Genomic DNA, 23,444 nt, shown 5'->3' on the forward strand with positions numbered 1-23,444 from the left:
CGAGATTCATTATCGTATAAAACAAAAAAATAATCAACTATTAAAACAGAATAAAAAACTTACATGTTTCAATTCCACATGCAAGTTTCATCTCTTAACTAAAATATTTACTGTTTTCTAATACAGAACTTGAATCTTCTAGCATCCCACTTAATGGTTTATCCAAGATGCCCTTTTTCTTCTCTTCTGTCACAGGTGCTTCCGGCTCCACTTGAGCATTCGCTTTAGCTAATTTTTTCCCATAAGCCGTTTGACTTTTAGCATTTTTCTTTGCGGCATTCAAACGGGAACGCGAACGTAAATCCAACGCATCTTCGCCAAAACGTTCTAAGTCTGGTTTGATTTGTTGATATTGTCGTCTAGTTAAAGGAATCTCAGGTTCTGAGGTTGGAATATTAAATTTCCGCACCGTTGGATCTTCTTCCGTATCTTTCACTTGAAAAGCCGTTGGTTCATCATCAAGAATGACATATGAACGCCGATCTTTTTTCATTGCTTTTAGCAACTCTTCTTCAGTAAAACTAGGTTCCTGTTCCTCAGGAATCACAGAAGCCGGGATATATTTAGGAACAAAATAAGAAGGTGTCGTTTTTTGCACTAATGGTGATGCGGCAGGTCTACTTGGTTTCGCTACGACTTCTTTTTTTTTATACGTTTGTGTCCAGCCATTTCCTTTTGGTGTCCCAAAAAGGCTATTATTTTTTTTCGTTGCTTGTTTATTTTTCGTTGCTTTACTAGCATGTTTTGTGTAGTCTGGCAAATTAGAACGATGACGTGCTAATTGCTCTTGTTGTGCTGCTGTTAATTGTTGTGTTTGTTTATTTGTAGTTGATTGATTCGTTGTTGGTTGTTGGACGGATGGTGTGCTTTGTCTGGTATCTTCGGCAGATGTTGCAGTTCTTCTGCTACCAGACATTGCTTTACCAATCAGATCATCTTGAAATAAGTTACGTTCATTATCTGTTGGTAATTTTACGCCCTGTTCATCATCATATGCTGGAAAACGGAAATGTTTTCTCTTCACTTGAGCATTATCCATTGCGGTCATTCCTTTTATTTTTCTTTCTCATTAGTTTAACACATTCTCAATGAATACTAAAGAACTTGCCTGAATTTTTAAGAGAACAAAAAAAGAAACCTCCGTTTAAAAAGGTTTCTTTTTTGTTTATTTATCTAGTTGTAATTTGGCAAAGTCCGCTTTGACTTGAATGAATGACTGAAACAATTGTAAAAACTGAAAGAGTCGCGCCCGATTTTCAAATTCACTTCTTGTTTGCGGCAATGGTTTTGTGCGATAGGTTTCATAAACGGTCTTAATTCGATTCATAATTTCTTGTCCATCATTATTCTCTGCAAATGTTTCTGCCGTATATTCCAACAATTGTTGAATATAGCGAACTTGTTGCGCATCAACAGTAATATCTTCTAATAATTCCAACATGTTTTTTAGAATATTGCTTTGCATTTTTCTCATCGCAAAGTACTCTAAATAGTACGTATTGGTAGACAGCAATTGATTCTCGGCATGATTTTTGGCCCACGTCTCGCCTGTGCGAATAAAGGTTTTTAAATCTGCACAATGCATGACCAAATTTCGCTCTCCTGCAGCGTTGTTTAAATGTAGCGCCATTTCCCTTAAAATTTTACGAAACATTGTTTCAATGACTTCTTGGTCTTCTCTTAAACGTTTTTCTGTATCAGGCATATAAGAATTAGCTAATAACGCTAGTCCCACACCAATACTCATTAATAAAAACTCATTTCCAATAATCGCCCAAGAAAGATTTTTTTCGACTAAATAATGAGTTACCAAAACGGAACTCACAACAATCCCATCAGATAATTGAAAATACACAGCTGCTGGAATAAATAATAACAAAAAAATACCAAAAGCAATCGCTGTAAAACCTAAAAAAGTAAAACAAATATACGCTAAAATAGTTGCTAAAGCTAAGGATAACAAACGATAAATCCCTGTCATGACAGATGTTTTTTTCGTGCTAGTAACACTTAAAACCGAAATAATCCCTGCCGAAGGGGCATAAAGTAATCCCAGTTTTTCCGCAATAATCATTGCTAATGCAGCGCTAATGGCTGTCTTGACTGTTCGTAAACCAATTTTCATGCATACTCCCCTTAAAAAATAATAATTCTTCACTTTTCTCTAGTAATTTTACCTCTATTTCGGTTATCATTAAAGAGAAAAGTTATTTAGGAGCGAATATTTATGATAGTGGGTCGATTTCGTTTAGGCATGCGAACGTTAAAAACAGCAATTGCTGTCATGCTGTGTATTCTTTTATTTCAATTTTTCCATCGTGGCTCACCTATGATTGCCTGTTTAGCAGCTGTTTTTTCGCTAAGACAAGATTTAAATACCAGTTTGTCTTTTGGAAAATCGCGCATTATTGGAAACACATTGGGTGGCTTTTTAGCTTTGCTTTATGTATTAGCACAAGATTATTTTCCTAATCAAAACTTAGTAGAATTAATGCTACTACCACTTTTAGTCATTATCGTCATCGTTGTTTCTGATGGGATTAATAACAATGCTGGAATCATTTCTGCAACTGCGACACTTTTAATGATTTCTTTAAGTATTCCGCAAAGCGATTCCTTTCAATATGCAATGGAACGTGTGTTGGATACATTCATTGGGACCTTTATAGCGATTGGTTTAAACGTCTTTTTACAACCTAAGCCAGCAGAAGAAGCCCATGAAATTTCTGAAGATTTAGCTGAATTAGAAAAGAAGGAAAAAGAACTAGAAGCTTTACGCCAACAAGTTCAAGCGCGGATTGCTGCAGAAGAAAACACTGACGACAAGGCAAATAAATAAAGAAACAGCCGATTGAAGAGAATAACAATCGGCTGTTTCTTTATAGTTCCCAATTCTTTTTTGCTTGAAAGTTGGCGGCTGCGCCAATCAAGTTGGCATCATTTTGATAATGGCAGGTCACGATTTCTGGAACAAAATCTTTTAATTCAAAGGTCTGTAAATGCGTTAGCATCCGGCGATTAATCTCTGCTAATAAGCCTTCTTTAGCAGAAACACCGCCTCCAAGTACAATCATTTCAGGATCATAAGAAAACTGTAATCCGAATAATCCTTGTGTTAAATAATCATAAAAATTATTGACTTCTTCGCGAGCAACCTCATCCCCTCGTTGTGCCAGTTCAAAAACTTCTTCTCCTGTCACCGCCTGTTTTTCGACTCCAATTCGTTCACAATAACGCTGAGCCATTTTGACAGCTGTGCCAATTTCACTGAATGTTTGGCCATTACTTAAAAAGTTCAGTCCAAACTCGCCTCCATATAAATGAGCACCTTTGTACAATTCGCCATTGCGAAAAATCGCTCCGCCAATTCCTGTCCCAATAACGACAAAAAGCACTTCTTTTTTCCCTTTCGCCGCGCCTTCATATATCTCAGCTAAACCAGCACAATTCGCATCATTTTCGATAGTCACTGGTAACCCAAACAACGCTTCTAATTCTTCATAAATGTTAAAATGATGAATATATGGAATGGCGGAAATCCCTAAAATCTGTTGACTTTTTTCGTCAACTACTCCAGGTGAACTAAAAGCAACACCACTAATCGGCTCATTTCTTTTGTCTGCATAAACCGAATATAAATGCGCTTTCATTTCTTCCCAAGAGCCAGGTGTTGGAAAGCTCCCTTGATTTGTTAATTCTTTGCCTGTCCAAACGCCGTATTTCACGGAAGAACCGCCAAGATCAAATGCTAAAATTGCCATATTTATCCATCCTTTTCTACTTCTGTTTTCTTATTTCTTAGATACGTATACGGTCCATGATAGGTCTCATCAGGATTTTTCGTCAAGCGAAATTTCAATGGAACATAGTCAATGCCGCCTTTAACAAAAGGATGACATCGTAAAATCCGTGCTACTCCCATCGTTGTTCCTTTGACACTTCCATGTGTATGAATTGCATCAATCATATATTGTGAACACGTTGGGTAATAGCGACAACGTGCAGGCAATCCTGGAGAAATAAATCGTTGATAAAAACGAACACCGCCGATTAACGGATTTTTCATAAAGTGCCTTCTTTCTAACTAATTCTTACTAAAGAATAGCTTGTTTTTTCATGTTTGGCAAGTCCTAGTTACGAGAAATCACACCAGGTGCACCTATTACGAATTCTTACATTTCTGTTGCTATCCAAATGAAAAAAAACGTGCTACACTATAAAAAAAGGAATGGAGGCTTAGTAAATGGGATTAAAATTTGAACGTTCCAATGACTTAGATAAACTCTTCGATTCTTTCGCCGTTGATCCATTAAAGAAAGAAGTACCTCTTGAAGAACTGGCAAAACAACGACAAGAAACAAAAAAAGAAGAAGCAAAAAAACAAGCAAAAGAGTAATTTTGCTTGTTTTTTTCTATAGAAACTTTTCAATTGCTGTCCAAGCTGCTTCTTTTCCTTCTTTTGTTTCAGAAGAGAAAATAATAAAGTCATCTTGTTTATCAAAATTCAAGGCTTTTTTGATGACACTCTCATGTTTGTTCCATTTGCCCCGCGGAATTTTGTCTGCCTTAGTTGCCACAATAATAACTGGCAAATCATAGTATTTCAAAAATTCATACATTTGGATATCATCTTGGGTCGGCGGATGACGTAAATCAATTAAAGAAACGACTGCACGTAATTGCTCACGTTGCGTGATATACGTTTCAATCATTTTTCCCCACTTCGCACGTTCTGTTTTAGAAACTTTGGCATAACCATAGCCAGGAACATCCACAAAGTGTAAGGCGTCCTCAATTAAATAAAAGTTTAGCGTTTGCGTTTTACCAGGTTTTCCTGAAGTTCTTGCTAAATTTTTACGATTAATCAAGGTATTAATAAAAGATGATTTCCCAACGTTCGAACGTCCAGCTAAAGCAATCTCCGGTAATTGAGATTCAGGATATTGTTTAGGGGATACCGCACTAATCACGATTTCTGCATTATGTACGTTCATTGTTTTCCTCCGTTCTTCTATTCAGTCTTTCATTCAAAAGCTTAACAAAAACAGCTCTTTCGGAGATCCGCCGAAAGAGCTGTTTTCAGCTTCAATCTTATACAGCTTCTTTATCTTTTTTGTTATAAATAATTGTTGGTTTACCGGTACCTTCAGCTGCCATTTTAGTAATGATAACTTTTTCAATACTTTCATCTGAAGGAACATCAAACATTACGTCCATCATAATTTCTTCAATGATTGAACGAAGTCCGCGTGCGCCAGTATTACGTTCAATGGCTTTGGCTGCGATGGCTTTTAATGCTTCTGGTTCAAATTCTAATTTAGTGTCATCAAGAGATAATAATTTTTGATATTGTTTCACCAAGGCATTCTTCGGTTCTGTTAAAATTCGAACCAAATCATCATTCGTTAATTTATCAAGCGCAGCCATTACAGGTAAGCGTCCAATAAATTCTGGAATTAAACCAAATTTCAATAAATCTTCTGGAATAATATGTTGCATGATGCTTTCTTCTTCATTTAAAGCAGAATTGGTTTTACCAAAACCAATAGTTTTTTCGCCTAAGCGATTTTTAACAATGGTTTCAATTCCATCAAATGCTCCACCAACGATGAAGAGAACATTCGTTGTGTCAATTTGGATAAATTCTTGATGTGGATGTTTGCGGCCCCCTTGTGGTGGTACACTTGCAACTGTTCCTTCAAGAATTTTTAGTAAGGCTTGTTGAACACCCTCACCTGAAACATCTCGAGTAATCGAAACATTTTCACTCTTACGGGCAATTTTATCAATCTCATCAATATAGATAATGCCCTTTTCCGCACGTTCAACATTATAGTCAGCAGATTGTAGTAATTTTAAAAGGATGTTTTCAACATCTTCCCCTACATAACCTGCTTCTGTTAAACTGGTCGCATCAGCGATTGCAAAAGGTACATTTAATGTTTTTGCTAACGTTTGAGCCAAGAAAGTTTTACCTGAACCTGTTGGTCCAATTAAACAAATGTTACTTTTTTGCAATTCAACGTCATCTTGAGTTGCAGCTGTTTCTGATTGATTCACACGTTTATAGTGATTGTAAACAGCAACAGAAAGTGTGCGTTTTGCACGTTCTTGTCCAATAACATATTCATTTAAAACATTTAAAATTTCTTGGGGTTTTGGCACATCCGTTAATTCTCGGACTGCTTCATCATAAAATTCTTCATCAATAATCTCTTTACATAGATCAATACATTCATTACAAATATAGACACCCGGACCAGCAACAATTTTTTTTACTTCTTCTTGTGTTTTCCCACAAAATGAACAACGAACGGTCCCGTTATTATCCGTATTGTCGTACATGTTCGTCACCCCTCTAAAAATCAAAAAATGACTGTCATCACAGTCTCTCATCATAATAGCACAAACCACTTTAAAATGCGAACATCTCAGATAGAAAGTTTTATTGTTCTTAGACTTCTTATGGTATACTACATTATATAAAAGCACTTTCATAAAAAGTGATTGTGTTGAAACAAATTGGAGGAATTGTGATGTTAGAACAAATTTTACTAGGTACCTATACTCGAAGAGCCAGCCAAGGCATTTATAAAATTGCATTAGATACGACACAAGGTCGTTTAACAGAAGCGACACTTTTGTTAGAAGAAACGAGTCCTACCTATCTTGCTCTGAGTCAAAAGGGCGAACTTTTTAGCGTCACTAGTGTTGACGGTGAAGGTGGCACTGCCGCTTATCAACCAGAAATGGACCATTTCAACTTATTGAATAAAGTAACTGAGGAAGGTGCGCCGCCATGTTATGTAGCTGTTGACGAAAACCGACAACTTGTCTATGCAGCAAATTATCACCAAGGTATCGTTCACGTGTATCGTATCTTAGAAGATGGTTCTTTGGAAGATGCTGACAAAGTGATTCATACAGAGCCAACTGGTCCTCATGAAAATCAAAACAATGCCCATGTTCATTACACAGATTTGACGCCTGATCAACGCTTAGTCGTCTGTGATCTAGGAACCGATCGCGTGTATACGTATAATGTTAGCTTAGATGGAAAGCTTTCTGAAATCGCTCAATTCGTGACTGAGCCAGGGACTGGTCCACGTCATTTAGTGTTCCACCCAACAAAATCATTGGCTTATTTATTTGGTGAGTTAGATAGCACTGTTTCAGTTCTTTCATATGATGAAACAGATGGTTCTTTTACTGAATTACAAAAAGTTTCTACTTTGCCTGCTGATTATGATGCGTTTAATGGTGGTGCTGCAATTCGTATTTCTTCTGATGGCCGTTTCCTTTATGCTTCAAACCGTGGCCATAACTCAATTGCTGTCTATGCTGTTTCAGAAAATGGCGAAGCGATTGAACGAATTCAATTAATTTCAACAGAAGGCGATATTCCGAGAGATTTTGATTTAGATCCGTCTGAAGATTTCGTTGTTGTCGCTAATCAAGACTCTGATAACTTAACACTTTATCGTCGGAACCAAGAAACAGGCTTATTAGAAATGATTCAAAAAGATGTTGCTGTTCCCGAATGTGTTTGTGTTTTATTTGTATAATTAAGTTGACTATTTCCTTGGAAAATAACAGGAGTCAGATGCTAAATAATTTTTGCATCTGACTCCTGTTTTCTTATTTTAAACGATGGATTGGTTCTCCAATTCTTTAACGTATAAATAAAAAGAGCCAAAATCTAAGCGATTCATTTGTAAAGATTCATGAATTTTTGTGAACCCTTTACTTTCGAAAAATCGAATCATTCTATGGTTTGTATGATTAGTCTGAGCATACATTTTACGTCTTCCTTCCCAGACTGCTCGTTTCTCCAATTCATGGAACAACAAACTGCCATAACCCTTGGCAATATAATTAGGCGAAGTTGCAAAGCGCTTTAACCAAACAAAGTCTTGTTCCTGCTCCATACAGAACGTTGCCATTGAAAAAATCATTTCTTCGTGCACTAGCAAATACAACCGTTTTTTTGTAATGTCTTCTTGGATATCTTCTTGAAAAGGGTAGTCCTTTGTCCACTGCGTAATGCCCACAACGTCCATGTATGCCTTTACTTCTGTTAAAAATTGAAGAATCATCGGTAACTCTTTCTCATCAGCCACTCTAATTTTCATTGTTTATTCTCTTAATAAGGTAACAATAGAATCGACAAGACAATCACACTAATAATGCCAATGATGGTCGGTACACTCGTCCGTTTTAAAATTCTGATGGGACTAACTCCTACTGTTGATGCGACAATCATGACAACTGCTGCTACAGGAGAAATCGTTCTAGTTAAATTCGCGATCATCTGCATTGGCAAGGAAATTAAGATGCCATCAATCCCAGCTTTTTCGGCAATTCCAGGGATTAGTTCGATAACCGCATAAAACATTGCCAGTCCACCACCGCTTAAAATTCCAAAAAGGGTCGTTGCACCGCTGAAAATTAAGGTCGTGACAATTCCTGCTGAACTTGATGCTTCGACAGATGCCATAATACTATCAATAATTCCTAACGTTTGAATCGCAGACGTGAATAATGAACCGCCTACGACAAGCATCACAACTTGACTAAACCCTTGCCCCATTCCTTTAAACATCTCGACAGCTGTATCTTGAACTTTTTTAAAAGATTTCAAGCGAAGCGTCTCAACCAATACCGCAATGAAGAAAGAAATAAATGTAAGAACAAAAATATCCATCGTTATTCCTTTGACAAACATTCCTGCGATTCCCACTCCAACAATTAATAATAACGGTAATATTGGCAATATTGCATAAAATTTAGGAACATCAAATTCTTTTTGTTTGCTTAAGCCTTCTTCATTTAATGAGACATAGGCAGCCTCGCCTTCTTTTTTATCGCAGTATTTTTGCCAGAAGTACTGTGCAACCGCAATGATTAATAACGATGGCAGCGAAATTTTGGCATTCCATACAACATAATTTAACACATCATAACCAAGGGTATTTGCGGCGATTACGTTATCCGCGCCTAAAGGTGTTGGCATGATAGTTGCCGTCATTGCAATCACACCTGCAGCAGTTAATGATGAAATCCCCATGCTGGCTAGCATCGGATATAATATAGACATTAAAATAATCGCTAAGCTTGATGCACTAGGAACTACTAGTGACATTAAATTTCCAATTAAAAAGACCACAGGGACAAATAACGATTTACGTTTAATCTTCATTAATGGTTTCACCAAAAAGTTGACAGCCATCTGATTGGCCCCGATTGCATTCATATAGCCTGAATAACCAAAAAGAATCATAATTACAATTCCTGCTGAACTCACTTGTGCAATAATTGTATCTTTAAACTTCAAGAAAATATCAAATAATCCAAAACCGGTTCCTTCTCCTGCAGGATAAATGGGATGTCCTAATATCCATGCACATGCAAGTAGAACAAGCGCACCAATAATTAAGCTGAGTGCGGGATGATAATTTTTTACAATCAAATAGGCTACCACAACTAAAACGACCAATACCAATAAACTTTCAATCATACTTATCCTCCTTCAGTTAATTAACCGCTTTCATTTTTTCGACAACCCATTTTTGAAAAGCTTCAACATTTACATCTATACAGGCAACGGCATTCGTGTTTTTATGATACTTCATTTTTAAATCCGCAACAGTAGCTCCCGCAGCTGGACCTTCCAAAGCAACTTCAATGAACGTTTCAGTTGTCTCAAATAATTCTGGTGAAGTTAAATAGGCAATCGCACAGACATCATGCATTTTCAAACCTGTAGTTAGACTGCCGCCTCTATAATGACGGAAAAGACCATAAAACATTTCCCCAACTCTACCAAGCGCTCTGATGGCTGTTACTTCATGATTCGTTAACACAGCTTGACTTGTAACATCTAATCCTACCATTGTTAGCGGGACACCTGATTGGAAAACAATTTGTGCAGCGTGTGGATCGACATACGTATTAAATTCGGCACTTGTATTTGTATTTCCCCTTGCTAATGAACCACCCATCATGACGATTTCTGCAATATTTTCTTTGACTTCTGGATAGAGGGTCAGTAACAAAGCAATATTCGTTAATGCAGCAATTGGAACAATGGTCAAAGGAACATCACTAGACAGAATTTCTTTTCGCATAGCTTCCACTGCATGAATATCTAAACACGTAGAGATAGGTTGCGGAAACTCAAAGCCATCCATGCCAGTCTCCCCATGAATCTCAGCAGAATCTTCCAATTGAATAAGTAACGGACAATTACACCCCTTGGCTACAGGAACATTTTTCCCAAAAAAATCGACAAGTTTCAAGGCATTATTTGTTGTTTTTTCTACATCTACATTCCCTGCAACCGTCGTTATTAAGCGAACTTCTAGGTTAGGATGATTCAGTGCAATCGCTAAAGCTACAGCATCATCAATTCCTGGGTCCGTATCAATAATGATCGGTCTTTTCTTTGTATCCATTTTTCTTCCTCCATTCACATTTAGGAAAAACATTTCCGGAAACGTTTTCTTAATTTGAGATTAACAGCGCTTTCATTAAAAGTCAAGCAGAATTTCTAAATAATAAATAATTAGGCTTTTTCTTGACTTTCTGCTTTTAGAATGCTTACTATAAAAAAGAGTTCAGTGAAAGGACGAAAATGATGAATATTAAAGATATTGCAAAATTAGCTGGCGTTTCCGCTTCAACTGTATCCAAAATTATAAATAATAAAGATCAAACCATTAGTAAAGAAACCCGTGAGCGTGTCTTAAAAATCGTTCGAGATTACAACTACACACCTTACTCAGCAAATCTCGTCACAAATAGTACTACAAAAACCTTCGTGTTATTATTAAATAGCCATGAAACTTTTGAGGCTTGGGTTACGAGCTTTATTGATAAAGCTCAAGAAAATGGCTATAACTGCTTGATTTTAAATAGTCACGGTAGTTTAGAACAAGAACTGAAAAATATTACCTCGCCAACTTTAAAACAAGCCAGTGGCATTATTTGGGACCCAATCAATGAAAACAGTAAACAATACGCGAAATTTATAGAAGAATTAACGATTCCTTACTATTTCGTCAATCACTCAACTAACGAATTACCTTCTCTAGCGGGGCTTTATGAAGAAGCTAGTTATGTTTTAACCCAAGAATTATTACAGAATAACCATAAAAAAATTAGTTATTTCGTCACTAACCCAAAATATAAAGAAGCAATTATTGCAGGCTATAAAAAAGCCTTGTTTGATGTCAATTTACCCTTTAGTAAAGAAAATATTTTAACTACTATCCCTGCTGATTTCAGTAATCAGCTTATCACAGATGGGATTACGGGTATCCTTACTGATGACTATACCCAGGCTGTTTTTTTGGAACAGCTTTTAAAGCAGAGCGGTTTGCGAACCCCCGATAATTACTCTTTACTCGCAATTAAGCGAAAAATTGATCGTTCATTTTTACCTGATCATATTTCTTCCGTCTTATTAGATACAGAGACGTTTGGCAGCCAGTTAGCCTTATTATTGCTTAACAAACGCAAAGAAAAAACAGCCTTGATTAATGACGCTGAAAAATTGGTGCTAGATCACAAAAATACATTAGGCATGTCTAGTGTTAATCCACATAGCAAAATGATTGTAGTAGGTAGTTTAAACGTTGATAATTATCTGTATTCAACAAATTTACCACATAACGGCAAAACAAATTTTTTGTCTAGCTATGCTAAATTCCCCGGCGGAAAAGGATTAAATCAAGCTGTTGGCTTAACCAAACTGGGCCATCAAGCCACCTTAATTGGTTGTTTAGGCTCAGACACAGATGCGAATTACTTATATAAAGAATTAGAAAAATACCACGTTACGACAGATGGTATCACACGTATTCAAGATACTGAGACTGGTCAAGCTTATATTTATGTTGAGACAAGCGGCGACTCCATGATTTCAATCTTACCTGGTGCAAACATAGCGCTTACACCTAAAAAAATCGCACAGCAAAAACACCTATTTATGGATGCCAGTTTTTGTCTCATTCAAACAGAAATTCCTTTGTCTGCTGTAGAGAAAGCTTGTGAAATTGCCCAACATTCAGGCGTACCGATTATTTTAAAACCAGCTGCTATTCATCATATTCCAGTGAATATACTAGAAAAGGTTGATTTTTTCATTCCCAATGAAGATGAATTATTGGAACTTCAACCAGATACTGGTACATTAGAAGAGAAAGCGGCGTACTTCTTAGAAATGGGCGTAAAAAATGTCATTGTTACTTTAGGAAAAAAAGGCGTGTTATTAAAAACACCCCAAGTGTGCCACTATTTCCCTGCAACAGAAAATATAGCTGTGGATAGTACTGGTGCCAGTGACAGCTTTATCAGCGCGCTCGCCTCCTATCTTTCGAAAGGTTATCCGACTGAAGCAGCCATTCAAATAGCAATTCAGGCTGCAGGATTTTCAGTTTCTAAAGAAGGGGTGATTGATTCTTTAGTTGATCACGTCACTTTGGAAAATTATTTGATAAAAAAAGAACCCGCTCTTTTTGCTCATCGTAACACCTGTGTCGACTGACACAGGTGTTTTCCTGCTGAATATCTTGTTATTTTCTCATAAACCAATGAGAATTGTTCTTTTTTATTACAATTTATTAGGCGAACTATTATAATAAAAGAGAAGTTATTACTAAGGAGTGAGTCTCATCAAAACACAAGATGCCATAAAAACATTTTTACTTTCAAAGAAAACACAAAAAAAATTGGCTGTCTTTTTATACTTAGCAAAACAAACGAACCTTGATTTATCTAGTGTTGCCCGAAAATTCGATCTTTCTACTAAAAATTTATCAATTTATCTTCGTGAAATTCAAGAAGACTTAGCAACCCTTCCTGAAAATACCTTAGAGATTCAGATCCATCACGGAAAAATTTCATTACATACGACTTCCAATGATTTTCTTTCCCACTATTTTTTATTATTTAATTATTACTGTGTCCATTCTACTGACTTCATTCTTTTTCAAGCAATTATCAAAAAAGAAAACAATTCTGTCTGGAAAGTGAGTCAAGAAACTAATTTTAGCTCATCTTACATTTACAAACGGTTAAATAACATTAATAAACTATTTGGTTTGTATGGAATTTCCGTCCATTTTTCCCCCTCGGCGAGTAAAGTGATTACAGGTTCTGAATTTCAAGTCCTATATGCTTTTCTTGATGTCTACTGGACCATCTTTTTAAATACCTTAGCCTTACCACGTTATACCTCTACTTATTTTGAAGATATACTGACGCAACATATTAAACCAGAAATTCTTGAACGCTTGGAACACGCTTCTCTACTAAAATTAAATTTACTTTTACACATCGCAAAATATCGCTTTCCATATACTTGTGAAGATGATCTCCAAAAAGAATTTGAAGAACATCCTTATTTAAGGCTTTTCTCAGACTCAAAACAAACTATTTTTTGTTCCCAATCAAATTTTTCAGAAGATCAACAGCGGGTTGTAGATATCATTGCACCCATTGCCATTGATAATTTTGATTCAGCAAAACGAGCCAAAGATTTACTGGTTGCTCTAAATGAAATTTCTTGCCCAGAATATTTCTACGTTGATTCTTTATTAACCAATTTTTGCGAAGTTTTTCAAATTCCAAAAATGCGTGAATTTGATCGTCATTACTTCTTACTTATTTTATTTAAAAATATTATCTATAACCAATTATTTATTTCGCAGCAACCAAATACCGCAATTCTAGATTTTTTAGTCAATAAAAATAGTACTTATCAAAAAGATTTACAGAAAAAAATTTATGCTTTTTATCGAAACTTTTCAGCGCATTCCCCTTATCAGTTAAGATTTAAGGATCAGGAGAACCCAATTTGGACATGTGAATTGTTGTTACGAATTTATAAGCACTATAGTCCCCGCAAAAAAATTAAAATTGGTGTTGCATATTCTCGCGATTTTTACATTGCTAGCTTTATTATGATGAAAATCAAGCAAGCATTTAGTGAGGATATTATTTTTGAACGAACCGATTTTTCTAGTTGTGATATTGTGATTACTGACTATCCCTTATTTGATTTACCAAAAGAAATAGACCGAATTTACATTTTAGAAGAAGAATTAACCCGAGAAGATTGGGAACTAATTTTCAGTAAAATAAGTATCGCCATTTTTGATTTGCAATATTAAAACAAACATCAAGCGCCAACCTGTCTCACCAGCCATAATGAAAACAAGCGACCTACAAACCACTTCTGCCAGTTTTAGTCTGACAGAAAATAGTTTGTAGGTCGCTTGTATATTGCTGTTCTTTTCTATGTTACCTTCAAAGACAATCTAGTAGCGTACTTCAGTCCTTAAAGTGCTACGCTTCCACTGCCGATCAGTTTTTAAGCCTGAGACAAAAATCCAAAGTGTTTTTTGTCTCAGGCTCTTACATTTTTTCAACAAAGGTATTGCTAGGCGCTACTTGAAGCTGAAAACTATTTTCTCTATCGAGATTCCTCATCAGTAGACTCAAATTTAAAACTTTTTTCTATAAAAGCGACTTCTTTTGCGTATGTTTTTACAAAAGAAGAATAGTCTTTGGGATCTTTGACCTTTTCCAATTGGTCAACAGAGACTTCTAATTCAAATCCTGTTCCATCTTTAAAGAGATAATATTTTGAGATGTCTGTATATCCTTGATTCCGTTTTAAAATATAGCCGGTTTGTACATCAGCAATTTTATCAATTGGGTATGCTTTGATAAACTCTTTACTTGTATCCAAATAATCAGAAAGACTGTTGACAAGATTGCCAGAAAGGTACATACCTGCCGATGTATAATAGTCTCTTTTTTCATAAAAACTGATATTGACTAGATATTTTGTATCTGGATACTCCTCTGTAGAAGGTAAAATTAAAAAGTTCTTTCCGCCACTGGTTTCAATATCGGCATCGCCGATAATTTCTATTTGATAGCCTTGATTAAATAAAAGTTTATTTTCTTCTATTGTGACTTTTAGTGGTTTTTCTAAATCAACAGGTCCAGTTGTGGTAAGTCCAGCTTCTTTTAAAGGATAAACATCTTCTGATGAAGCGGAGTAATCCCAATAATCATCTTTCTCCGCAAGATCAATATATACTATAAAGCCAATTGCTACAGCAATGCCTATCCAAATAATTTTTTTGTTCTTTTTTTGTTTTTTCTTTTTTTTCGTCTGTGGTTTTACCACTTTTTTATTTGGGTTAGCAAGTTGCTTTACTGTGTCTGTTCTTGTGACAGGAAAAAACGACCATTTTGGCTTTTGAAAAAGCGCATCATATGTATCATAAAAATTCTTTTGTTTAGCCATTTTTTCTCTCCACTAATTTTTTTGATAAGGCAATTTCCTCAGATGCTTCGGAGACTAATCTTTCATAATCATCTGTGATACTTTCCGATAACACTCGTATGGTACTTAAGATACCATTGGTTGCAAGTGTTATTTCTTCTGTTGACAATTTATCTTCTTTAATGCTTAAAAACCGTTCTGATGCTCGTAAAATCTCTGGTACCTTATGATATAAAAAATCACTAAAATGAGTAATTGCTTCAGGATACTTCACTAAGTGTTTAAAGATGCCCTTAGCGGAAGCAACACCCAGTTCTACTTGTTCAATTTTTTTTAAATTTCGTGACTTATTCGTTAGTTCGTTTAAATAAATAATTTGTTTTTTTAATTCGTCCATAATTCTTTGGTACATCTCTAGGTCACTGTCCGTTAGATGGTGCGTCGTTTGATATTTTTTTAGATTTTTTTTATAACGGAAATACGTACGACCATTTCTATAAATAACCCAACCAATGTACCCAGTCCCCACTAACAAAACCATTATCCCATTCAAATCATGTACTCCTTTTTAAATTAGTATATATTACTGAACACATTGTCCAGCTTAAAATTGACAAATAAGTATGAAATGTTACTCCCCCAATTACTTGTGCACTTTTATTGTATCATATAGGAAAATTGTTCTGTTCCGCATTTAGACAAATTGTCTAAATGTCTAAGGAAATCTTTTTTTGTTTAATATGTAGCAAAAAACACTTGCAAGAATTGATTACTTCTCACAAGCGTTTTTTATTGTCTAAAACAACTATTTACATTTCATTTTATTAAATAGTGAATAAATAAATTACTGCAGCTAATGAAGCACCTAAGATAGGTCCCACAATTGGCACCCAAGAATAAGCCCAATCAGAATCACCTTTTGTTTTCACAGGAATAATTTGGTGCGCTAAACGAGGTCCTAAATCACGTGCAGGGTTAATTGCATAACCTGTAGGTCCGCCTAATGATAGACCTAGTCCTAAGACCAAAATCCCAACAAGCATTGGGTTAATGCCAGCCGCTAAGTCGTTTTGAGAAAAGGCTAGTAAGCCAAAAACCAAGACAAATGTGCCGATAATTTCTGTTAAAACATTGGCTGGATAGTTACGGACAGCTGGACCAGTGGCGAAGGTTCCTAAAATAGCACCTTTGTCTTCTGTAATGTTCCAATGGGGTAAATAAGCTAACCAGACAACTAAACCACCAATAAAACCGCCTAGGACTTGAGCTACGATATAAGGTAAAACCATGCCCCATTCAAAGTTTCCAGTAATTGCCATCGCAACTGTTACAGCAGGATTTAAATGCGCTGGACTCATATACCCAGACATGTAAACAGCTAATGTAACAGCAGCGCCCCAACCTAAAGCAATAACGACCCAACCAGAAGCAAAGGCTTTACTTTTCTTCAAGTTAACTGCGGCACAGACGCCATCCCCTAGTAAAACTAAAATCACCGTTCCGAAAAATTCACCGAATAATTGTGTCATCATCGAAGTTCCCATTTTTTCTTCACCCTACTTTCAAATTTTTTAAATCTGATTCTTCAATTACTTTTTCTAATGTTTCAATGTGTCGTGCTCTTTCTTCCGCTGTCCACTGATAATGCTGTGCCATTTCTTCAATGACTCCCGCTTTCACTTGGTCCAAACGATCACGCATAAATAATAAGTGGTTGGTCCGTCGCAATAAAAAGTCGACGGGTGTTAAAGCCATTTCTTCTTCCATCGCATAGTTTAAAGAGACAGTTTCTGTTAAGGTTAAACCAGGAATTACTTTGGCATCATCAATCATTTCAAAAACAGTTGGTACGTTGGAGCCATATAAATGAGCTAAGTATAGTGCATCCTTTTCACTTAACCCTTTAGACACGCCATGTTTTGCCAACGCTTCTAATTCTTCGTCTACCGTTGCAGGGTTCAATTTCCCGCCTGAAACTGGATAGTTTTTAGAATCAATTAAGGTGAATTCTTTCTGGTATTCTTCTGCTAAGATGGTTTGAATCATTTTCATCGCACCTTCTGCCATTTTACGATAATCTGTTAATTTCCCACCAGCCAAAGTGAGCAAGCCATACGCTGATCTTTCCAATGAGCTGCCTCGAGAGACAGCTGAAGGATTGACTTTATTTTCCACCAAACTGTCTTCTAGATGGTTTAGGACTTCTTCAATTTCTCGTTTATCTGTTTGATTTTTTTGGTATCTGTCAACGACATCAATGACTTCATCAATACTTTTATCTGAAAGTTTGCCATTGTTTCCGCCGTTATAATCTGAGCCACCGTTAGCAGAAATTAAAGGTCGTAAGCCAGCCCAGCTGGCTTCGATATCATCAATTGTTAATTGCACCTCTGGATAACGATTATTTACTACTTCCAATAGGTAATCCACATCACTTTGTTCTACTGTTGGATGTTGAAAGTCTCCATGGTAATCTGTATCCGTCGTCCCAAAATATGTTTTTTCTTCTCTTGGAACAACAAAGACCATGCGGCCATCTTGTTTACCTGTATCAAAATACGTTGGTTGAGGAACATTTAAACGGCTTTTGTCGACAACTAAATGAACCCCTTTGGTTGGACGCATTTGTGGTGTAAATGAATCATTTTTGTTTAAGCCTCTTAATTTATCTGACCAAGGACCAGTAGTATTAATCACAACATCTGCGTGAATCTCAAACTTTTCGTCAGTTAGTAGGTCCTTTGCTTGAATGCCAGTAATTTTACCTTCATCATTGTATAAAAAGCCCACCGCTTGAACCCGACTCACAGCATGTGCCCCGTCAGCTACTGCTTGTTTAATATTTTCAATAACTAAACGAGCATCATTATTTCGGTAATCTAAATAAACACCGCCACCTTGTAGACCTTCACTTTTTAGTTGTGGCTCACGTGCCAAAACCTCTTCTTTTGTTAACAGATAGTTGGCGTACTTGGTACCTGTTACATCAGCTAACTGATCATATAAATCCATTGCTATTTTGACAGAAAATAGATTAAATGTTGCATTTGGCTCATCATAAATCGGCAATAACATGGGATCCGCTTTAGGGATGTGTGGCGCAATGGATTGAACGACGGCTCGTTCTTTCACTGTATCTGACACCACCTCCACGTCAAACGTTTTCAAATAGCGGATACCACCATGAACTAATTTGGTTGATCGTGAAGAGGTGCCCTCTGCGAAATCCTGCATTTCAATTAACCCTGTCTTCATTTTAGCGGCACTGGCTTGCAGGGCAACGCCTGCGCCAGTAATGCCACCACCAATAATTAAGACATCTAAGTGTTGTGTTTTTAAAGCGTCGATTGATTGTCGGCGTGTTTCTATTGAGAAAGTCATAGAAAATTCCCCTTTTCCATTTACTTATTTTTACGTTTGAATTGTTGGGTAGCTGCTACTGCTTGTTGCCAACCTTCATATAAATCTTCTCGTTCTTCTTCCGCCATAATTGGTTCAAATTGTTGTCCTTCTTCTTGGAATGCTTTGATTTCTTCTAAGTCTTTCCAGAAGCCAACCGCTAAGCCCGCCAAGAAAGCTGCGCCTAAGGCCGTTGTTTCTAAGTTATGGGCTCTTTGAACAGCAGTGTTTAAAATATCTGCTTGGAATTGCATCAAGAAATCATTGTTTGCTGCTCCACCGTCTACTTTTAAGACAGGAATATCTATGCCTGTATCTTCTTTCATCGTGTCAATAATGTCACGAACTTGATACGCAACTGCTTGAAGTGTCGCTTTGACAAAATCTTCTCTCGTGGTACCGCGTGTTAATCCAAAGACAGCCCCACGCGCTTGTGAATCCCAATATGGTGCGCCCAAACCAGTGAATGCCGGAACCACATAAACTTCATTGTGCCCTGTTGACGCTTTGGCTACTGCTTCAGATTCAGCAGCCGTTTGCAACATTTTTAAGCCATCTCGTAACCATTGAATCGCTGAACCAGCCACGAAGATACTTCCTTCCAAGGCATAATATACTTTGCCGTTAATACCATAGCCAATAGTGGTAAGCAGATTATTTTTAGAAAGTTGAGGTTCTTCGCCAGTGTTCATGACAATAAATGAGCCTGTTCCATAGGTATTTTTAACCATCCCAGGTTCAAAGGCCATTTGACCAAATAAAGCGGCTTGTTGGTCACCAGCCATACCAGCGATAGGAACTTCACTTCCGTAAAAATGGTAATTTTTTGTTAGTCCATACACTTCAGAGTTCGAAACGACTTTCGGTAACATCACTCGTGGGATATTTAAAAGATCCAAAATTTCTTGATCCCAATCTAAATCATGGATATTAAACAACATCGTCCGACTTGCATTTGAATAATCAGTGACATGAGTATCTCCCGTTAATTTCCAAACGAGCCAAGTGTCAATTGTCCCAAACATCAATTCTCCATTTTCTGCACGTTCTTGCGCACCTTCTACGTGATCTAAGATCCAACGAACCTTCGTTGCTGAGAAATAAGCATCAATGATTAACCCAGTTTTTTCATGAATCATTTCGCTGTAGCCATCTTCTTTTAGTTGATCAGCAATAGGTGTCGTTTGGCGTGATTGCCAAACAATTGCGTTATAAATGGGTAACCCAGTTGCTTTGTCCCAAACAACGGTTGTTTCCCGTTGGTTTGTAATCCCAATTCCGGCAATATCTGTAGGTTTCACTCCTGACTCAATTAAAGAACCTGCAATAACGGATTGAACAGAATTCCAAATTTCATTGGCATTATGTTCCACCCAGCCTGCATTAGGAAAATATTGAGTAAATTCCTTTTGTGAACTACCAATTTTGTTTCCTTTTTTATCAAAAATAATTGCACGAGAACTAGTCGTTCCTTGATCAATCGCCATAATGTATTTTTCTTCTGCCATGATAATTCCTCCTAAACGTTTTTGAAATCGTTTTCTTTATGTCCCTATCTTACAAATAAAAGAATAACTAAACATGTCAAAAACTTTTTTTATTTTAAAAAAATTGAAAGGATTTCTACTAAAACCAACAAAGACAACGCTTTCAATAATACTTTTATTATCTCTAATTTTTCAATAAAAAGAAACATTTTTGTTTAAAAAAGCCTAATTTTCGACTTTTAATTGTAAAAAGGCTGGTGCGAGGATCAGACAATTTCCGTCACACCAACCTTTTGTTTATTTCTCCCGCAAGGTGCGTATTTTCTTTTTTAATTGTTGCACATCATAGGTCGAACTTAATTCTGACAAAACATAGACTTCCGGTGTTCCTTGATAGCTCGTTTGCTGATAATTGGTCACAATTAAATCATATGTTTGTTCAGGCTGATACCTCTCCACCAGCGTGCCATTCATATTTTTAAGACTAAGCATTAATACTTGTGTTAACGCCACTTGATAAAGAGCATCCATTGCTAAATGAATTCCAATTTTTATTTCACCAATCATTTTAAATTCAATTAATGCCAACACGCTTAAATATTTGACCAGAGAAAGTTCATGCAAACTATCTCCTGGTTGATACGTTTCATCAAAACAAGCTAAAGCTTTTTCTAATAACGTTGTTGAAAAAGAAGCTAATTCCCGACTAGATAATTGCTGTTCTTTTTCCCAGATATGGGCCCGATCAAAAACTTCCAATTCTCCTTTAAAAAAATACAGTTTTCCATGAATTTGTGAAAAATAGTAAGCCATGGTTTTCTCAAGAGTAGGTTCAAATTTATGGGGCCGATAATACAAGACCACATTTTCCAAGATAAACGTATCAGCTAAAGAAACAGCGGAACGACGTCCCCGAATTAAGGAATATTCATCAAAAGCTGATTCTGGTAAGACCGACATTGTGATTAGAAAAACAAAATGAATCATGCTTTCTCCTTCGTCTAATTCTAATGAATAGCGACTAGAAAAACGGAAAAACAATTGTCGAACTTGCTTAAATAACGGATCTTCTTTAAAATCAATCATTTTCTTTCTCAATTGTTGATATTTTTTTGAAGTGACCGCTAGGCGCTTTTTCGTAATACTCAACCAAAGGCTAACTTTTAACGCATTATGTTCATTAAAAGTAAAACCTAAGCCAGTCTCAATCCCTTCAATTATCCGTTTATTTAACGGCGACATCGTTTTTTTCTGGTGTATTTCATAGGGAGTAATATACCAATACAACTGAAAGTAAAAGTAACGAATCTGCAATTCTTCTCCCTGTAGTTGTCCATTTTTTATTTGCAAATCAAAGGCGGCTAACAATTGATTGAGTTCCTTAATCTTTCGAAATAAAGAAGACTCACTAATCATAAATTTAGTCGTTAATTGAACAATAGAAAACTCTTTATTACGATATAAATAATCTAAAAGTTGAAATTTAAGAGACTCTTTTACAAATGCTTCAATTAAATGATTCAACGAAAAAAAATCCGATAAGGTGATTGATAGCTGCTGGCCATCATAAGTAAGCTGACAGTCCTGTCCAAAAGGTTTCAAAAAATAATGTAAATCCTCTAAGTCTTTTTCAAAGGAGGCTTTTGTGACCGCTAAAAATGCTGTTAAATCAGAGACTGAGCAGGTGCCGCCTGCTAAGATGGTTTGTTGCACCGTTAATAATTGTCGCATCGCTTTCTTTTCCAATAACGTCTCAACTTTCATCGTTCTCTCTCCAATAAGCCGAAGCACCCATCAAATTTGTAATATCATAAATATTGGTTAAGGAAGGTTGATAAAAATAATCTTTTTGTAATAGGTCTGTCAGTGTCTGACCTGTTTGGATACTTAATGCTAACGTATTTATTTTTTCTAAACAATTGTTTTTTGAACAAAGCTGTGCCCCAAGGACCCGTTGCGTCACTTTATCATAGATTAATTTGCCTAAAATTTCTGTCCCGTGTTGTAGAGGCGGCGCTGGCTGTCTAACAATTATGGAAGCAAGTGTTTGCGGAAAAAATAAACCTTCCGTTTCGGTTAGACCTGTACTAGCAAGGTAATAGTCCCCCACTTTTGTTCCCATTGTTCGCAAAGAGCCAATGAATCGGTGTGTTTTTTCTTCTAAATTGTTGGCGACTACTAAGCCAGTTCGTACCGCATTGTTCACTAACGGAGCATAAAAAGTTTCCTCGACTGGTTCATTCATAACTGAAATGCAATCTCCGATGGCAAAAACATTCGGCACTGAAGTTTGTAAATAAGAATCCACCGCGATTGTCTGATCCAGATTCCGTTGAATTTTTTTATCCAAATAGGCTAATTGAGGATGTAAGTTTAAAGCAAAAATCCCACTGTCACAAGAAATTTCCTGCTCGCTTGTTTCAAGAACAATACCATTTGCTTTTTCTTCAATTCCTAGGACCGTTTCTTCAAAATGGAAAATTACTGCTTGTTTTTCCAAAGATTTTTGAACTTCTGCGACCATTTCTTTATCAAAATATTTAGGCAATAGATTTTCCAAGCTTTCAAAGACATGGACCGTTTTCTTCATTTTCACAAGAAAATCAATAGCTTCCATTCCAATGGGTCCTGCACCAATGACGGCTACTGTCTGGCTCTTTTCCAGTAATGGAACAGCCGCTAAAGCACCTGATAAAAATTTATATTTGAGTAATTTTTCTGTTTGACTACCACGAATTTGCGTGGAAAACTGGCTCGCGCCTGTCGCTAAAATCAATTTATCATAAGAATACCACTGTTGCTCTTCCTTTTGTGCCCAAGCAATCAATTGGTTCTCAACATCCATTGCCACGACTTCTCTATTTAAAAGCAACTGAATCTTTTGACGACGTAATTCCTCTTCCGTTATGTAACGTGCTTCGTGTAATTCATTGATGGTATGATTAAAATACGCACTTAAGCCACCAGATAAATACCCCACTGTTGCTTGCTTGTCAATTAAAGAAATTTCTGCTTGGGGATATTTTTTCCTTGAAGCAATTGCTGCGGAAATACCTGCGAATGATGCACCAATAATCACAATTTTCATTTGTTTCCTCCTCTGTCAGGACCTATTATACTTCTCTCAGTTTATCATGATTAAAAAGAATGCTAAAGCAACAACTATAGTTTTCCCTTAAAATAATTATTTTTGCTGAGCGCATTGCTTTTCAAGCACTTTCATTTTCATTTATAATAAATGTTACTACTGTTTGAGG

21 protein-coding genes are annotated in these 23,444 nt (G+C 36.4%); 5 read left to right on the top strand and 16 right to left on the bottom strand.

The genetic code is table 11. From position 1 onward, the window contains the following. Positions 1-94: 94 nt before the first annotated feature. Positions 95-1,048 (bottom strand): hypothetical protein, encoded by a 954-nt coding sequence (locus IGK70_RS08470; RefSeq protein WP_002360064.1) that lies wholly within the window; start codon positions 1,046-1,048, stop codon positions 95-97. 117 nt (positions 1,049-1,165) lie between these two features. Further along, on the bottom strand, positions 1,166-2,125 hold the full coding sequence (locus tag IGK70_RS08475) for an aromatic acid exporter family protein (protein ID WP_002360063.1): 960 nt from the start codon (positions 2,123-2,125) through the stop codon (positions 1,166-1,168). 102 nt (positions 2,126-2,227) lie between these two features. Here IGK70_RS08475 and IGK70_RS08480 point away from each other — a divergent pair, with 102 nt between their 5' ends. Next, positions 2,228-2,839, top strand: a complete 612-nt coding sequence (locus tag IGK70_RS08480) for an FUSC family protein (RefSeq protein WP_002366855.1) — start codon at positions 2,228-2,230, stop codon at positions 2,837-2,839. A gap of 40 nt (positions 2,840-2,879) precedes the next feature. Here IGK70_RS08480 and IGK70_RS08485 read toward each other — a convergent pair whose 3' ends face one another. Beyond that, the gene (locus tag IGK70_RS08485) at positions 2,880-3,761 is read right to left on the bottom strand and encodes an ROK family protein (RefSeq protein WP_104855804.1); all 882 of its coding nucleotides are present in this window, start codon (positions 3,759-3,761) and stop codon (positions 2,880-2,882) included. A gap of 2 nt (positions 3,762-3,763) precedes the next feature. After that, entirely contained in the window at positions 3,764-4,066 is a 303-nt protein-coding gene (gene yidD, locus IGK70_RS08490) for a membrane protein insertion efficiency factor YidD (protein WP_104855803.1), read from the bottom strand. A 177-nt stretch (positions 4,067-4,243) separates the two neighbouring features. On the opposite strand from yidD, the gene IGK70_RS08495 reads away from it, so the two are divergent. Continuing rightward, the gene (locus tag IGK70_RS08495; RefSeq protein ID WP_010827527.1) at positions 4,244-4,396 is read left to right on the top strand and encodes an SPJ_0845 family protein; all 153 of its coding nucleotides are present in this window, start codon (positions 4,244-4,246) and stop codon (positions 4,394-4,396) included. A 16-nt stretch (positions 4,397-4,412) separates the two neighbouring features. Here the strand turns inward: IGK70_RS08495 and yihA are convergent, their stop codons facing one another. Together yihA and clpX are read right to left on the bottom strand one after the other, a co-directional pair. Continuing rightward, entirely contained in the window at positions 4,413-4,994 is a 582-nt protein-coding gene (gene yihA, locus IGK70_RS08500) for a ribosome biogenesis GTP-binding protein YihA/YsxC (RefSeq protein ID WP_002357155.1), read from the bottom strand. A gap of 97 nt (positions 4,995-5,091) precedes the next feature. Beyond that, the gene (gene clpX, locus IGK70_RS08505) at positions 5,092-6,345 is read right to left on the bottom strand and encodes an ATP-dependent Clp protease ATP-binding subunit ClpX (protein WP_002357154.1); all 1,254 of its coding nucleotides are present in this window, start codon (positions 6,343-6,345) and stop codon (positions 5,092-5,094) included. Positions 6,346-6,536: 191 nt separating this feature from the next. Here clpX and IGK70_RS08510 point away from each other — a divergent pair, with 191 nt between their 5' ends. After that, positions 6,537-7,565, top strand: a complete 1,029-nt coding sequence (locus IGK70_RS08510) for a lactonase family protein (protein WP_002366856.1) — start codon at positions 6,537-6,539, stop codon at positions 7,563-7,565. A 78-nt stretch (positions 7,566-7,643) separates the two neighbouring features. Here IGK70_RS08510 and IGK70_RS08515 read toward each other — a convergent pair whose 3' ends face one another. From IGK70_RS08515 to rihC, 3 genes are read right to left on the bottom strand one after another with little or no spacing between them, the layout of a single operon-like run. Next, positions 7,644-8,132: a GNAT family N-acetyltransferase gene (locus IGK70_RS08515; protein WP_078127037.1), complete on the bottom strand. Its 489-nt coding sequence runs from the start codon at positions 8,130-8,132 to the stop codon at positions 7,644-7,646. A gap of 11 nt (positions 8,133-8,143) precedes the next feature. Continuing rightward, positions 8,144-9,517 (bottom strand): C4-dicarboxylate transporter DcuC, encoded by a 1,374-nt coding sequence (gene dcuC, locus IGK70_RS08520; protein ID WP_078127038.1) that lies wholly within the window; start codon positions 9,515-9,517, stop codon positions 8,144-8,146. A 16-nt stretch (positions 9,518-9,533) separates the two neighbouring features. After that, positions 9,534-10,487, bottom strand: a complete 954-nt coding sequence (gene rihC / locus IGK70_RS08525; protein WP_002399043.1) for a ribonucleoside hydrolase RihC — start codon at positions 10,485-10,487, stop codon at positions 9,534-9,536. 146 nt (positions 10,488-10,633) lie between these two features. Here rihC and IGK70_RS08530 point away from each other — a divergent pair, with 146 nt between their 5' ends. Beyond that, positions 10,634-12,547, top strand: coding sequence for a PfkB family carbohydrate kinase (locus tag IGK70_RS08530; protein WP_162783023.1), 1,914 nt, complete (start codon positions 10,634-10,636; stop codon positions 12,545-12,547). A gap of 118 nt (positions 12,548-12,665) precedes the next feature. Beyond that, positions 12,666-14,174, top strand: a complete 1,509-nt coding sequence (locus IGK70_RS08535) for a helix-turn-helix domain-containing protein (protein ID WP_002364143.1) — start codon at positions 12,666-12,668, stop codon at positions 14,172-14,174. A 302-nt stretch (positions 14,175-14,476) separates the two neighbouring features. Here IGK70_RS08535 and IGK70_RS08540 read toward each other — a convergent pair whose 3' ends face one another. From IGK70_RS08540 to IGK70_RS08570, 7 genes are all read right to left on the bottom strand, one after another. Then, positions 14,477-15,322, bottom strand: coding sequence for a hypothetical protein (locus IGK70_RS08540; RefSeq protein ID WP_220421636.1), 846 nt, complete (start codon positions 15,320-15,322; stop codon positions 14,477-14,479). Further along, on the bottom strand, positions 15,315-15,842 hold the full coding sequence (locus IGK70_RS08545) for a 5-bromo-4-chloroindolyl phosphate hydrolysis family protein (protein WP_002385845.1): 528 nt from the start codon (positions 15,840-15,842) through the stop codon (positions 15,315-15,317). The genes IGK70_RS08540 and IGK70_RS08545 overlap by 8 nt, the downstream gene beginning before the upstream one ends. A 283-nt stretch (positions 15,843-16,125) precedes the next feature. Then, entirely contained in the window at positions 16,126-16,845 is a 720-nt protein-coding gene (locus IGK70_RS08550; RefSeq protein ID WP_162783024.1) for an MIP/aquaporin family protein, read from the bottom strand. Between the two features lie 7 nt (positions 16,846-16,852). Then, positions 16,853-18,682 carry a type 1 glycerol-3-phosphate oxidase gene (gene glpO / locus IGK70_RS08555; protein ID WP_438775216.1) on the bottom strand — a complete coding sequence of 610 codons (1,830 nt, stop codon included), beginning with the start codon at positions 18,680-18,682 and terminating at the stop codon, positions 16,853-16,855. A gap of 20 nt (positions 18,683-18,702) precedes the next feature. Continuing rightward, positions 18,703-20,208: a glycerol kinase GlpK gene (glpK, locus tag IGK70_RS08560; RefSeq protein ID WP_002357138.1), complete on the bottom strand. Its 1,506-nt coding sequence runs from the start codon at positions 20,206-20,208 to the stop codon at positions 18,703-18,705. Positions 20,209-20,484: 276 nt separating this feature from the next. After that, positions 20,485-21,951, bottom strand: a complete 1,467-nt coding sequence (locus tag IGK70_RS08565) for a helix-turn-helix domain-containing protein (protein WP_438775217.1) — start codon at positions 21,949-21,951, stop codon at positions 20,485-20,487. Next, positions 21,941-23,275, bottom strand: a complete 1,335-nt coding sequence (locus tag IGK70_RS08570) for an FAD-dependent oxidoreductase (RefSeq protein ID WP_104855799.1) — start codon at positions 23,273-23,275, stop codon at positions 21,941-21,943. Before IGK70_RS08570 ends, IGK70_RS08565 begins: the two co-directional genes overlap by 11 nt. Positions 23,276-23,444: the final 169 nt, after the last annotated feature.

Source organism: Enterococcus sp. DIV0358 (assembly GCF_051713465.1).
GTDB classification, from domain to species: domain Bacteria; phylum Bacillota; class Bacilli; order Lactobacillales; family Enterococcaceae; genus Enterococcus; species Enterococcus faecalis.

Bases quoted from the DNA above. Each gene is read 5' to 3' on its own strand.
- yidD (WP_104855803.1), bottom strand. From the start codon at position 4,066: ATGAAAAATCCGTTAATCGGCGGTGTTCGTTTTTATCAACGATTTATT.
- IGK70_RS08540 (WP_220421636.1), bottom strand. From the start codon at position 15,322: ATGGCTAAACAAAAGAATTTTTATGATACATATGATGCGCTTTTTCAA.
- IGK70_RS08495 (WP_010827527.1), top strand. From the start codon at position 4,244: ATGGGATTAAAATTTGAACGTTCCAATGACTTAGATAAACTCTTCGAT.
- glpK (WP_002357138.1), bottom strand. From the start codon at position 20,208: ATGGCAGAAGAAAAATACATTATGGCGATTGATCAAGGAACGACTAGT.
- IGK70_RS08480 (WP_002366855.1), top strand. From the start codon at position 2,228: ATGATAGTGGGTCGATTTCGTTTAGGCATGCGAACGTTAAAAACAGCA.
- IGK70_RS08550 (WP_162783024.1), bottom strand. From the start codon at position 16,845: ATGGGAACTTCGATGATGACACAATTATTCGGTGAATTTTTCGGAACG.
- IGK70_RS08515 (WP_078127037.1), bottom strand. From the start codon at position 8,132: ATGAAAATTAGAGTGGCTGATGAGAAAGAGTTACCGATGATTCTTCAA.
- IGK70_RS08485 (WP_104855804.1), bottom strand. From the start codon at position 3,761: ATGGCAATTTTAGCATTTGATCTTGGCGGTTCTTCCGTGAAATACGGC.
- glpO (WP_438775216.1), bottom strand. From the start codon at position 18,682: ATGACTTTCTCAATAGAAACACGCCGACAATCAATCGACGCTTTAAAA.
- IGK70_RS08565 (WP_438775217.1), bottom strand. From the start codon at position 21,951: ATGAAAGTTGAGACGTTATTGGAAAAGAAAGCGATGCGACAATTATTA.
- rihC (WP_002399043.1), bottom strand. From the start codon at position 10,487: ATGTTTTTCCTAAATGTGAATGGAGGAAGAAAAATGGATACAAAGAAA.
- IGK70_RS08530 (WP_162783023.1), top strand. From the start codon at position 10,634: ATGATGAATATTAAAGATATTGCAAAATTAGCTGGCGTTTCCGCTTCA.
- clpX (WP_002357154.1), bottom strand. From the start codon at position 6,345: ATGTACGACAATACGGATAATAACGGGACCGTTCGTTGTTCATTTTGT.
- IGK70_RS08545 (WP_002385845.1), bottom strand. From the start codon at position 15,842: ATGGTTTTGTTAGTGGGGACTGGGTACATTGGTTGGGTTATTTATAGA.
- IGK70_RS08510 (WP_002366856.1), top strand. From the start codon at position 6,537: ATGTTAGAACAAATTTTACTAGGTACCTATACTCGAAGAGCCAGCCAA.
- yihA (WP_002357155.1), bottom strand. From the start codon at position 4,994: ATGAACGTACATAATGCAGAAATCGTGATTAGTGCGGTATCCCCTAAA.
- IGK70_RS08475 (WP_002360063.1), bottom strand. From the start codon at position 2,125: ATGAAAATTGGTTTACGAACAGTCAAGACAGCCATTAGCGCTGCATTA.
- IGK70_RS08470 (WP_002360064.1), bottom strand. From the start codon at position 1,048: ATGACCGCAATGGATAATGCTCAAGTGAAGAGAAAACATTTCCGTTTT.
- dcuC (WP_078127038.1), bottom strand. From the start codon at position 9,517: ATGATTGAAAGTTTATTGGTATTGGTCGTTTTAGTTGTGGTAGCCTAT.
- IGK70_RS08570 (WP_104855799.1), bottom strand. From the start codon at position 23,275: ATGAAAATTGTGATTATTGGTGCATCATTCGCAGGTATTTCCGCAGCA.